This is a genomic window from Duganella sp. 3397, from assembly GCF_031456625.1.
GTDB classification, from domain to species: domain Bacteria; phylum Pseudomonadota; class Gammaproteobacteria; order Burkholderiales; family Burkholderiaceae_D; genus Rugamonas; species Rugamonas phyllosphaerae.
The window spans coordinates 216,870-229,385 of record NZ_JAVDVB010000008.1 but is presented as its reverse complement, the minus strand read 5'-3'; the positions used below and the strand labels follow the sequence as shown (position 1 = coordinate 229,385).

The 12,516-nt window shown below is 60.6% G+C and carries 11 protein-coding genes and 1 rRNA gene; 8 read left to right on the top strand and 4 right to left on the bottom strand.

Annotated elements, in window-relative coordinates:
• A 16S ribosomal RNA gene (locus tag J2X54_RS23290) occupies positions 1-79 on the bottom strand; the annotation flags it as partial.
• Between the two features lie 483 nt (positions 80-562).
• Between J2X54_RS23290 and J2X54_RS23285 the strand changes: the two genes are divergently transcribed.
• From J2X54_RS23285 to J2X54_RS23275, 3 genes are all read left to right on the top strand, one after another.
• Entirely contained in the window at positions 563-1,948 is a 1,386-nt protein-coding gene (locus J2X54_RS23285) for a histidine kinase (RefSeq protein WP_310184208.1), read from the top strand.
• Positions 1,949-2,022: 74 nt separating this feature from the next.
• Entirely contained in the window at positions 2,023-2,787 is a 765-nt protein-coding gene (locus tag J2X54_RS23280; RefSeq protein WP_070245776.1) for a LytTR family DNA-binding domain-containing protein, read from the top strand.
• 123 nt (positions 2,788-2,910) lie between these two features.
• Positions 2,911-4,080: a PAS domain-containing sensor histidine kinase gene (locus J2X54_RS23275; RefSeq protein ID WP_310184205.1), complete on the top strand. Its 1,170-nt coding sequence runs from the start codon at positions 2,911-2,913 to the stop codon at positions 4,078-4,080.
• Between the two features lie 6 nt (positions 4,081-4,086).
• On the opposite strand, the gene J2X54_RS23270 is transcribed toward J2X54_RS23275, so the two are convergent.
• From J2X54_RS23270 to J2X54_RS23260, 3 genes are all read right to left on the bottom strand, one after another.
• Positions 4,087-5,145 (bottom strand): porin, encoded by a 1,059-nt coding sequence (locus J2X54_RS23270; RefSeq protein WP_310184216.1) that lies wholly within the window; start codon positions 5,143-5,145, stop codon positions 4,087-4,089.
• Between the two features lie 188 nt (positions 5,146-5,333).
• Complete coding sequence (locus J2X54_RS23265; RefSeq protein ID WP_310184204.1) at positions 5,334-5,987, bottom strand: class I SAM-dependent methyltransferase; 654 nt, start codon at positions 5,985-5,987, stop codon at positions 5,334-5,336.
• Between the two features lie 17 nt (positions 5,988-6,004).
• The gene (locus J2X54_RS23260; protein WP_019921913.1) at positions 6,005-6,946 is read right to left on the bottom strand and encodes a CysB family HTH-type transcriptional regulator; all 942 of its coding nucleotides are present in this window, start codon (positions 6,944-6,946) and stop codon (positions 6,005-6,007) included.
• A 143-nt stretch (positions 6,947-7,089) separates the two neighbouring features.
• Between J2X54_RS23260 and J2X54_RS23255 the strand changes: the two genes are divergently transcribed.
• From J2X54_RS23255 to J2X54_RS23235, 5 genes are read left to right on the top strand one after another with little or no spacing between them, the layout of a single operon-like run.
• Positions 7,090-8,784, top strand: coding sequence for a nitrite/sulfite reductase (locus J2X54_RS23255; RefSeq protein ID WP_310184202.1), 1,695 nt, complete (start codon positions 7,090-7,092; stop codon positions 8,782-8,784).
• Entirely contained in the window at positions 8,777-9,340 is a 564-nt protein-coding gene (locus J2X54_RS23250) for a DUF934 domain-containing protein (protein WP_310184201.1), read from the top strand. Before J2X54_RS23255 ends, J2X54_RS23250 begins: the two co-directional genes overlap by 8 nt.
• Positions 9,341-9,352: 12 nt before the next feature.
• On the top strand, positions 9,353-10,072 hold the full coding sequence (locus tag J2X54_RS23245) for a phosphoadenylyl-sulfate reductase (protein WP_310184199.1): 720 nt from the start codon (positions 9,353-9,355) through the stop codon (positions 10,070-10,072).
• Between the two features lie 31 nt (positions 10,073-10,103).
• Positions 10,104-11,036, top strand: a complete 933-nt coding sequence (gene cysD / locus J2X54_RS23240) for a sulfate adenylyltransferase subunit CysD (protein WP_310184197.1) — start codon at positions 10,104-10,106, stop codon at positions 11,034-11,036.
• On the top strand, positions 11,036-12,355 hold the full coding sequence (locus J2X54_RS23235; protein WP_310184196.1) for a GTP-binding protein: 1,320 nt from the start codon (positions 11,036-11,038) through the stop codon (positions 12,353-12,355). The genes cysD and J2X54_RS23235 overlap by 1 nt, the downstream gene beginning before the upstream one ends.
• The last annotated feature ends 161 nt before the right edge of the window (positions 12,356-12,516 follow it).

The window sequence follows — 12,516 nt, the reverse complement described above, 5'->3', positions numbered from 1 at the left end:
CCCCGCGCTGCCGTTCGACTTGCATGTGTAAGGCATGCCGCCAGCGTTCAATCTGAGCCAGGATCAAACTCTTCAGTTTAATCTCTGTTTATTTGCTGCTTTCGCAGCACCGTCTTTCGACGGGTCGCTCACTCAAAATACTGACAGGCCACTATTTTCATAGTGCCTATTTCATTACTTCTTGTGAACATTTGATATGTTAAGTATCGCAGCGGCTAGCGCTGCGTGCACTTTCATCAAACGTCCACACTTATCGACTGTTAATTTTTAAAGAACTTATTCGGTGGTGCGTTTCGCAGCGATCGTTTTGTCAGCCGCGAAGAAGAAAGAGTATGAAGCGTTTCGCTCGTTACGTCAACCTTCTTTTTTCCTCGCTTCGTCTAACATTTGCATATCGGCTTCAGCGAGGGGGCGAATTATAGCCAGCTCTGCGTGCCGTGGCAAGAAACATTTCTGCGACACGGTCCATCCCCTGTTTATTGCATCCTGTCGCACGGCCATGGCGCAAAGCGGCGCCGGTCGTTACAGTTGCATCATCAAACCACGCCAGTGAAAGTTGCACATGTTTCCTACGCCCAAAACTCAAGAAACGGTCAAAACCGTCGCTACCTGGTTGCACCGCGCCTTCGATGTGGTCGCCACCTGGGTCACGCAACTATCCTGGTGGAAGTTCCTGGTATTTGCCATCCTGATGCTGATCGCAGGCTCCATCTTGCAAGATGAGCTGTTCTCGTCGAACACGGTGATGGAAGAATCGGTACGCAGCGACAAGCCCAAGCGGCGTGGTGGCGACAGCAATATCGTCATCGACGACAGCGGCATTCGCTTCAATCCCCGCAACAAGAACATTAACAAGGATGCCGAGAAAGCCGCTGCGGAACACCCAACCCCAGCCGCCGATCCCGTCGAGCCTGCCGAACCTGCCGAACCGACAGAACCGGATGTGCCGCCTGAGGAGCCAGCCGTCCCGGCTACACCAGCTACACCAGTCACCCCGGCCACCCCGGGCAAAAGCGGCAAAGCGTCCGCCGTGCCATCGCTGCCGTCACTGCCGGGCGACGAAGTCCACATCGAACTGCCGCCGCAAATCGGCGAGGAATTGTCCAACGCCATCGAAGAAGCGGTCGACGATGCGGCCGAGCAGAAAGTGGCCCGCTACCACGTGCAGGCGTCAACCTGGTTCAAGAGTTTCGTGACCTTGCTGGTACTGGCCCTGTTCGGCACCAAAGCGCTAATGGGCGGCAAAAAACGCGCGGAAGCTGAAACCCAGAACGCCAACGCCGCCGTCGAGCGCGAAGCCATGCAGCGCCAGCTCTCCGAAGCGCGCATGCAAATGATGCAGGCCCAGGTGGAGCCGCACTTCCTGTTCAATACCCTGGCCTCGGTCGAGCACCTGATCGAAACCGACCCGCCACGCGCCTCCGCCATGCAGCGCAGCCTGATCCGCTACCTGCGCGCGGTGCTGCCGCAAATGCGCGACAACGCCTTGATTACCAACCTCGGCCGTGAAGCCGACATGGTGGAGGCTTACCTGAACCTGCTCAAAATGCGCATGGAAGAACGCCTGATCGTGGAATTCGATGTACCCGACGGCCTGCGCACCGCTGCCTTCCCGCCGATGATGCTGCAGTCGATGGTGGAAAACGCCATCAAGCACGGCCTGGAAGCCAAGCCCGAGGGCGGCGTGCTGAAGGTGCGCGCCGAAGTGGCCCACAACAAGCTGCGGGTGATCGTTTCCGATACCGGGCTGGGCTTCGGCGCCGTGCCCAGCAATGGCACCGGGCTGGGCCTGACCAATATCCGCGAACGGCTGAAACTGCTGCATGGGGAACAAGGCCAGCTACTGATCGCTGCCAACACGCCAAGCGGTGTGATCGCCACCATCGAAGTACCGTACGCGCTCGCGAAAACCAAGGCCGAACCAACCAACCTGTCCAAGACCAATTGATTAATTGACCATGAGCGCAATTCGTTGAATAATTGATCGACTATTCCTTTGATAATCCTTAGCCTGCGAACCCGATGCCTACTGCAATTATTGCCGATGACGAAAGACTGATGCGCGACCAGCTGCGCATGCGCTTGGAACAAGTATGGCCGGAGCTTGAAATTCTTGGCGAAGCCAAGAACGGCGACGAAGCGATCGAGCTGGTCGATCAGCTCAAGCCGGACTTCACCTTCCTCGACATCCGCATGCCCGGCAAGACCGGCATGGAAGCGGCCACCGTGATCGGTAGCAAGAGCAATATCGTGTTCGTCACCGCCTACGACGCCTACGCGGTCGAAGCCTTCGAGCGCGGCGCCATCGACTACGTGCTCAAGCCATCCGAGCCGGAACGCCTGAAAATCACGGTCGACCGCCTCAAAGAACGCCTGAACAAGCCCGCCACGCCGGATGTCAGCGCCAGCGTAACGGCGCTGCTGTCGCAGCTGACCGAGAAAATCTCGGCGCCCAAGCCATCGCACCTGCAATGGATACAGGCCAGCATCGGCCAGGACCTGCGCATGATCCCGGTCGAGGAAATCCTGTTTTTCCGTTCCGACGAAAAATACACATGCGTGCAGACCGAGCGTTACGAGGCGCTGATCCGCAAGCCCGTGCGCGACCTGGCCGAGGAGCTCGATCCCAAGCTGTTCTGGCAAATCCACCGCGCCACCCTGGTGAACGTCAACGCCATCGAAGGCGTGACCCGCGACATCCGCGGTCGCCACCTGGTGATGATCAAGGGCCGCTCCGACAAGCTGGAGGTCAGCCGCAGCTTCCTGCATTTGTTCAAGCAGATGTAGCTGGCCGATGTAATGCGCTGATGTAAATGCGCATTGATGCACACTTGATAGGCATCAAGGGGCGGACCTGCGCTTGTCCTATGGTACAGAGTGCAGCCGCCCTTTTCCGGCTGGGGATTTTGCATGAAGCTACCCCGCCCCCTTCTGTCCCTGCTCGCCATCACTGCCGCCACCGGCGTCGCCTGGCTGGCGCGTCCCTTGTTGCGACCACTACTGCAGCCACTCGGCCGCAAGTCCTGGCGTCGCAGCCGGGGCATCATTCAGCACGCCAGTGACGCCATCATCGTCACCGACGAGCAGCAATCCATCCTGCAGGCCAACCCGGCGGCTGCCACCATGTTCGGCGTCTCGCTCGACGACATGCAGGGCGCACCGCTCAATGCCTTCATCCCGCGCGACCAGCGCCTGGGCGCCAACCCGGCGACGTCCCATTATTTCGGCAATACCGGCATCCACCTGCGCATGAAGGGCCGCCGCGCCAGCGATTACGCGGTCACCGGCGTGCGCAGCGACGGCCAGCATTTGCCGCTCGAGGGGTCGATCTCGTCGCTATACGAAAGCGGCAAGCCGATTTACACCATCATCTTGCGCGACATTACCGAGCGCAAACAGGTGCAGGAAAAGCTGGCGCAGTCCTATACGCAGCTGCGCGAGCTGTCGGCCGCGCTGCAAACCATCCGGGAAGAGGAACGCAAGCACATCGCCCGCGAACTGCACGACGACCTGGGACAGTTGCTGGCCACGCTACGGGTGGACCTGGCACTGCTGCAACGCCAGTTACGTGAGCCAGGGCCGCGCAAGCTGCTCAATGGCATGGATGAGTTGCTGATGGCGTCGATCACGTCGCTGCGGCGCATTGCCAGCAACCTGCGGCCGCGCGCACTCGATGAAGGTGGTCTGTATTTTGCGCTGGAGAGCTTGCGCCAGGAATTCGTCTCGCACTACCGCATAGCGTGCCGTCTGCATGCGAACGAAGAAGAATTGATACTCGATGATGCCTATAGCACGGCCATTTACCGCATCGTGCAGGAAGCGCTGACCAATATCATGCGCCATGCGCAAGCAACCAGGGTCGAACTGTCATTGCGGCGGGTGGACGATTTGCTCGATATTTCCATCCAGGACGACGGCCGCGGCATCGCCGCCCAGGACATGGACAAAGCTTCGTCCTATGGCCTGATCGGGATGCGCGAAAGGGTGTGGGCGCTGCAAGGCGATATTTCCATCCTCAGCGACGGCGGCACCCGGATCATGGTCCGGCTGCCACTGCCACCGCGCACGCCCGCCCCTTGAACCTGCTTAGAACGAGTGACGCACGCCGACGTTGAACGCCTTGTCGCCGGTGCCTGGCTCGTTGTTGTTACCCACGGTGTAGCCGGCGCCGTTCTTGTTCTTGATCTTGGCGTAGCTGGCGTAGGCGCCGGTACGCTTGGACAGCGCGTACAGGTAACCGACGGCGAACTGGTCGGCGTCCTGGTTGAAGTTGGTCTTGTCGTTCTTGCGGGTGTACGACGTCATGATGGTGCCAGCGCCAACCGGGATCTGCGCGCCGACCAGGATGTTGTCGCTATCGAGGCTGGCGGTTGGGGCCACGCGGTAAGCGAAGGCATTGGCCACTGGCAGCGGCGCGCTGTTCAGGCCCTTGTTGGTGCCGTAGGCAACGTAGGCCTTCACCACCTGGAAGTCATAGTTCATGGCCACCAGGGTGTTCTTGCCGGTGTCGCGCTCGGTGACGATGCTATTGGCGACGGTGTCGTTGTTGCGGTTGTTGTACACCACGCGCACATTCAGCGGACCTTGCGAGTAAGCCATGCCCAGGCCGAACTGGCGGGCGGCTTCGCTGCTGCCGGCCTGTTCGCCCAGGGCGTACTGGCCGTCGATGGTGAAGCCCGAGAAGGTCGGGGTGGTGTACACCAGCGAGTTGCTTACGCGGGTCAGGTTGCCCGAGGTTGGGAACAGGTTCTTGGCGCTACCGGCGTAACCGGCGCCGAACGGGTCGGCGACCTGGCTCAACGCGTTGTACAACATGGTTTGCTGGCGACCGATGGTCAGGGTGCCGGCGTCCTTGCTTTTCAGGCCGACCATGGCTGCGCGGTTGAACAGCGCGCTGTTGGTGTTGTCCAGGGTACCGTCGTCAACCTTGATGCCGGCTTCCAGCTGGAAAATGGCCGACAGGCCGTTACCCAGGTCTTCGGTACCACGGAAACCCAGACGCGACTGGCCGCCGATACCGCTGGTCACTTTGGTCACGCTGCCGGCTGCGCCACCGCGCTCGGAAACCATGCCGACGTCAACCAGACCGTAGATGGTGACGTTCGATTGCGCTTGGGCCTGGGCTGCGAAGCCGCCGATGATCATTGCTGCCAGAGTAAGTTTTTTCACTTGAAGTTCTCTACTGAAGGTTGAAAGAGTGCTGCACGATTTGCTTGTACCGGCGGAATCATGCCTATCAAATACTTCAACAATGTGACAACGCCAAGCTGTTGTTTCTGAGCCACAAAGCAAAACAGCCGCACATGGCGGCTGTTTTATCAGGGCAACAAACCTTACTTCAAGCGGCAGCTCAGCAGGTAGTAATACTCGAGCCGCTCGATGCGAATCTGCTTGGTGGACGCGGCAAAACGCTTGCGCAGCGTGCTGTCGGTCAGGTAGTTCTTCATGATTTCGTAACGCTGGCCGTCGTCGGCGGTGAGGATCTGGTGGGTATTGCCTTCCATATCCGTGCGGGCGAACACCATCGAATTGCCATCGACATAGGTTTCGTCCAGCAACACCAGCAACACGTCCTTGCCCAGCTTGGTGCGCAGCTCTTTCAGGTATTTTTCCTGGTCTTCGCGGCGCACGTGGCCCCACAAGCCGGCGGCAAACACGGCCGTGTACTTGCCTTCCAGGCCGTCCGGCAGGTTGAAGGCATCCATGATGCCGAAGGTGACCACATCTTCGTCGAGGCCACGGGTTTCGGCCAGGGCTATCATTTCCGGCAACAGATCGGTGGCGTAGACCGACTCGGCGGTCTCCGAGATCAGGTCGGTCCAGTACGCGGTGCCGCAGGCCAGTTCCAGCACCTTGTGGCCTTCGAACATCTCGGCAACCATTTCCTGCAGGTCGTCGAGGTCGTCGAAGCGCTCTTCCTGGGCGTACACCTGGTCGTAATTGTCGGCGTTAACGGCATAAAATTGTGCCAACTGATTGGTAATCATGGGAGTGCTTTCTCGTTTTACAGTTCGTAGTGCTCTTTATCGCCACTCATGGCCTGCTCCACCAGCTTGCGGTTGAGCGTGGGCGCCAGCAGTTCGATAAAGGTATATATATAGCTGCGCAGGTAGGCGCCCTGCTTGACGGCCACGCGCGAGACGTTCATGCCAAACAGGTGTCCTACCGGAATCGCGCGCAGATTCTTGTCGCGCTCGGCGTCGAAGGCCATGCCCGCGATGATACCGATGCCCATGCCCAACTCCACATAGGTCTTGATGACGTCGGCGTCTATCGCCTCGAGCAACACGTCGAGCTTCAGGCCGCGCAGCGCAAACGCGTGATCGATCTTGCTGCGGCCGGCAAAGGCGCCATCATAGGTGATGATCGGGTACGCTGCAATTTCTTCCAGCGTTACCTCCTTGTAGCGCAGCAGCGGATGGTCGGGCGCCACCACCAGCACGTGCTCCCATTGGTAACATGGCAAGGTGATCAAACCGTTAATGCCGGCGATCGATTCGGTGGCAATCGCCAGGTCGGCCTGGTCGCGCTGGACCATCTCGGCGATCTGCTGCGGATTACCTTGAAGCAACGATAAGCGCACCTTGGGGAACTTGACCATGAACGCCTGCACCACTTTCGGCAAGGTGTAGCGGGCCTGGGTGTGGGTGGTGGCGATGGTAAAGCTGCCGCTGTCCTGGGCCGCGTATTCCTTGCCAATGCGCTTGAGACTGTCGATCTCCTGCATGATCAGTTCCACCGACGACAATACCAGCCGCCCCGGCTCGGTCAGGCCGCGGATGCGCTTGCCGTGCCGGGTAAAAATATCCACCCCCAACTCTTCTTCGAGCTCGATAATCGCCTTGGACACGCCTGGTTGCGAGGTAAACAGCGCCTTGGCGGCATCGGTCAGGTTGTAGTTCTGGCGTACAGCTTCGCGCACGAAGCGCAGTTGGTGAAGGTTCATCTCGACCGATCTTTAATTAACGTCCGTACTTATACCCAATCCTTATATAAGCAAATAAAGACTAAGTAGTTTGGAATAAAGCTGAAGTTTATTACTATTGCAGCTACTTTGGGGATTCTAGTCGCCGACCAACCAGGAACAATATGTATCAATACGACCAATACGACCATCTTATCGTGCGCGAACGCATTGCACAGTACCGCGACCAGGTACGCCGCCGCCTCGCCGATGAGCTGACCGAAGCCGAGTTCGTGCCGCTGCGCCTGCAAAACGGCTTGTACATGCAACGCCACGCCTACATGCTGCGCATCGCCGTGCCATACGGCCTGCTGGCGTCCAGGCAGATGCGCATGTTCGCCCATATCGCCCGCAAGTACGACCGCGGCTATGGCCACTTCACCACGCGCCAGAACATCCAGTTCAACTGGGTGGAGCTGGAACAGACCCCGGACATCCTGACCGACCTGGCCTCGGTGGAAATGCACGCGATCCAGACCTCGGGCAACTGCATCCGCAACACCACGTCCGACCCGTATGCCGGCGTGGCTGCCGACGAGATCATCGATCCGCGTCCCTACGCCGAAGTGCTGCGCCAATGGTCCACGTTCCACCCCGAGTTCATCGCCCTGCCGCGCAAGTTCAAGGTTGCCATCAACGGCGCCGTGGAAGACCGCGCGGCGATCGCCATCCATGACATTGGCCTGACCGTGGTGCGCAACGACGCCGGCGAAATCGGCTTCAAGTTCATGGCCGGCGGCGGCATGGGCCGCACGCCGATCATCGGCAGCGTGATCCGCGACTTCCTGCCATGGCAGCACCTGCTCACCTATACCGAAGCCGTGATGCGCGTGTACAACCAGTACGGCCGCCGCGACAACAAGTACAAGGCCCGCATCAAGATCCTGCTCAAGGCCATCGGCGCCGAAGAATTCGCGCGCCAGGTCGAAGCAGAATGGGCAGACCTCAAGGACGGTCCCGAGACCCTGACGGTCGAAGAAATGCAGCGCATTATCGACTACTTCCAGCCGCCAGCATATAAACAGCTCGACGACAGCGACGTCGTCGCCGCCCAGGATGGCAATAAAGCGTTCGCCAACTGGGTGAACCGCAACGTCAAGCCGCACAAGCAACCAGGCTACGCGGCCGTGGTGCTGTCGCTGAAAAAACCGGGCGTGCCGCCCGGTGACGCCACCGCCGAGCAGATGGACTTCATGGCCGACCTGGCCGACCGTTACAGCTTCGGCGAACTGCGTGTGACCCACGAACAGAACGTGGTGCTGGCCGACGTGGAACAGTCGCAATTGTACGCGCTGTGGCATGAAGCCAAGGCGCACCAGCTGGCCACACCGAATATCGGCCTGCTGACCGACATGATCTGCTGCCCCGGCGGCGACTTCTGCTCGCTGGCCAACGCCAAGTCGCTGCCGATCGCCGCGTCGATCGCCGAGCGCTTCGAGAATATCGACTTCCAGCACGATATCGGCGAGATCGAACTCAATATCTCGGGCTGCATCAACGCTTGCGGCCACCACCACGTCGGCTCCATCGGCGTGCTCGGTGTCGATAAAGATGGCAGCGAGTGGTACCAGGTGTCGATCGGCGGCGCGCAGGGCAACAACGCTGCCATCGGCAAGATCATCGGCCCGTCGTTCTCGGCGCAGCAGATGCCGGAAGTGATCGACCGCCTGTTGCAGGTGTACCTGCGCGAGCGCTTCGAGGACGAGTCGTTCGCCGACTGCGCACAGCGCCTGGGCGTGGCCCCGTTCAAGCAATTTGTGTACGCCACGCCGATCGCCGAAAAAGGTGGTCGCCTGGTAGGAGAGGATGAATATGTCTGACGCTGTGAAAAACCTGATCATCAAGGGCCGCGAAGTGGTCGAAGACAGCTGGCTGGTGTTGCGCCTGGCCGAACCGGTGGAAGGCGCACCGGCCATCGACCCGGCCACCGTCGCCGTCCCCGAAGGCAAAATCATCGTGCCGCAAGCGGTATGGCTGGTGCAGCGCGAACTGCTGGCCGCGCGCGCTGCGCTTGGCGAAATCGGCGTGTGGATCGCCAGCGATGAGCGTCCCGAAGCGATCAAGGACGACCTGTCGCAGTTCGCCCTGGTGGCGGTGGACTTCCCCAAGTTTACCGACGGCCGTGGCTACTCGATCGCGTACAACCTGCGCCTGCGCCTGGGCTGGACCGGCGAGCTGCGGGCGATTGGCGACGTGCTGCGCGACCAGCTGTTCCAGATGAGCCGCGTGGGCTTCGATGCCTACGTGGTGCACGCCGACCGCGACGTGCACGATGCGCTCAAGGGTCTGTCCGATTTTTCGGAAACCTACCAGGCGTCCGTGGACCAGAAAGTACCGCTGTTCCGCCGCCACGCACGCCTCGCCGCCGGCGCCTGACTGGACTACCCCATGGATAATTTGAGCAAGCTGATTGCCGACAGCAGCGCCACGCTGTCGCGCATCGCCAGCGATTTTTCCCCGGCGGTTTTCGCCTCGAGCCTGGCCGCCGAAGACATGGTGCTGACCGACCTGATACTGAAATCGAAACTCGATATCGGCATCTTCTCGCTTGAAACCGGCCGCCTGCATCCCGAAACACTGGACATGCTGGGCAAGGTCAAAGACCACTACGACGGCTACGAGATCGCGCTGTACAAGCCCCAGCCCGAGGCGGTCGACGCCTACGTCGCGCAAAATGGCCTGAACGCCTTTTACGACAGCGTGGAGATGCGCCGCGAATGCTGCCGCATCCGCAAGGTGGAACCACTGGGCCGCGCCCTGGCCGGCAACAAGGCCTGGGTCACCGGACAGCGCCGCGCCCAATCGACCACCCGCGCCGAGCTGCACGTGCAGGAAGACGATGCGGCGCACGGCATGGTCAAGTTCAATCCACTGGCCGACTGGTCGGAGGAAGACGTGTGGAACTACATCCGCGAGCACAACGTGCCATACAACGCGCTGCACGACCAGGGCTTTCCATCGATCGGCTGCGCACCGTGCACGCGCGCCGTGCAGCCGGGCGAAGATGTGCGCGCCGGCCGCTGGTGGTGGGAAAACCCGGACTCGAAGGAGTGCGGCCTGCACATGGTGGACGGCAAACTGATACGCATTAAATCCGTGGTAGCCTGATTCCCTTCGGCCGCCGAACAAGAAAGAACCTATGAACGCATTAGCTGAAAACCACGCCGTGCACGTCAATGCGCGCCACCTCGACGCCCTGGAATCGGAAGCGATCCACATCATGCGCGAAGTGGCGGCCGAATGCGCCAACCCTGCCCTGCTGTTCTCGGGCGGTAAAGACTCGGTGGTCTTGCTGCGCATCGCGGAGAAGGCTTTCCGCCCCGGCAAATTCCCGTTCCCGCTAGTGCACGTCGATACCGGCCACAATTTCCCGGAAGTTATCACCTTCCGCGACAAGCGCGTGGCCGAACTGGGCGAACGCCTGATCGTCGGCTCGGTCGAAGAATCGATCAAAAAGGGCACGGTGCGCCTGCGTAACCCGGCCACGGACTCGCGCAACGCCGCGCAAGCGGTCACGCTGCTGGAGACCATCGCCGAACACGGTTTCGACGCCTGCATCGGCGGCGCGCGCCGCGATGAAGAAAAGGCCCGCGCCAAGGAACGCATCTTCTCGTTCCGCGATGAATTCGGCCAGTGGGATCCGAAATCGCAGCGCCCGGAACTGTGGGACCTGTATAACACCCGCGTCCATCCGGGCGAGAACATGCGCGTGTTCCCGATCTCGAACTGGACCGAGCTCGATGTGTGGCAATACATCGCGCGCGAAAAACTGGAACTGCCGCCGATCTACTTCGCCCACGAACGCCAGGTGATTCCACGCAACGGCCTGCTGGTGCCGCTGACCGACCTGACGCCGCCGCGCGAAGGCGAAAACGTGCAAACCCAAGTGGTGCGTTTCCGCACCGTGGGTGACATCTCGTGCACCTGCCCGGTGTCGTCGGACGCGGCCACCGTGGACGCGATCATCGCCGAGACGGCAGTGACCCAAGTGACCGAGCGCGGTGCCACCCGCATGGACGACCAGACTTCCGAAGCATCGATGGAAAAACGTAAAAAAGCAGGATACTTCTGATGAATGCACTGACTGACAACACTGTTCAACATCTGTCGGAGCGCGGCCTGCTGCGCTTCATCACCGCCGGTTCCGTCGATGACGGCAAGAGCACCCTGATCGGCCGCTTGCTGTTCGACAGCAAGGGCATCTTCGCCGACCAGCTCGACGCGATGTCGCGCTCCAAGCACAAGCGCACCGTGGGCGACGCGGTCGATTTGTCGCTGCTGACCGACGGCCTGGAAGCCGAGCGCGAACAGGGCATCACCATCGACGTGGCCTACCGGTACTTCGCCACGCCCAAGCGCAAGTTCATCATCGCCGACACGCCGGGCCACGAGCAGTACACCCGCAACATGGTCACCGGCGCTTCGACCGCCGACGCGGTGATCATCCTGGTCGATGTATCGAAAGTGAAACTGCGCGAAGATGGCGGTGTGGATCTGCTGATCCAGACCAAGCGCCACTCGACCATCGCCCATTTGCTGCAGATCGAGCATGTGATCGTGGCCGTCAACAAGATGGACCTGGTGAACTACGACCAGGCCATCTACGACCGCATCGTCAAGGCTTACCAGGAATTCGCCGCCACCCTGGGCCTGAAAGACGTGACGCCGATTCCACTGTCTGCCCTCACCGGCGACAACGTGGTCGATCGCAGCGACAAGCTGGCGTGGTACCAGGGCCCGACCCTGATCGAACTGCTCGAATCGCTGTCGGTCGATGAGGCATCGCACGATGCGCCGTTCCGCTTCCCGGTGCAGCTGGTGGCGCGCCACAACGGCCATGAAGCGAACGACTTCCGCGGCTACATGGGCCGTATCGAAGCCGGCAAGGTGTCGGTCGGCGACAGGCTGGTGGTCCAGCCTTCGGGCCAGAGCGCCACCGTCAAGGATATCGTCACCCTGGAAGGCTCGCACCAGTCGGCGGTCGTGGGGCAGTCGGTCACCCTGCTGCTGGAAGAGTACCTGGACATTTCGCGCGGCGACCTGCTGGCTGGCGCAAGTCAACCGGCCACCCTGCTCAAGACCTTGAAAGCCGATGTTTGCTGGATGTCGGACGAGCCGCTGGACCAGCGCCGCAAGTACTGGATCAAGCACGGCACCAGGCAGACGTCGGCCAAGATCACGGCCATCGAGTCGCTGCTGGACATCAATACCCAGCAGCGCCACGCTGTCGACGGCCTGAAACTGAACGACATCGCGCGCATCGGTTTGACGGTGCAGCAGCCGCTGGCGGCCGACGCCTACGCCGACATCCGCGCCACCGGGGCTTTCATCCTGATCGATGAAGTAACCCACCAGACGGTGGCAGCGGGTATGATTCGGTTAGCGGATTAATACCCGCATGCGGTAACGTAGGTTAATACCGTTAGCCCTGCTATCGTCATCCTCGCGCAAGCGGGGATCCATAGCACCTTTGAGCAGCGTTTGCTCAAATTATGCTGCAGTACAGAGCATATGTTCTATGGGTCCCCGCGTTCGCGAGGACGACGTGGCTC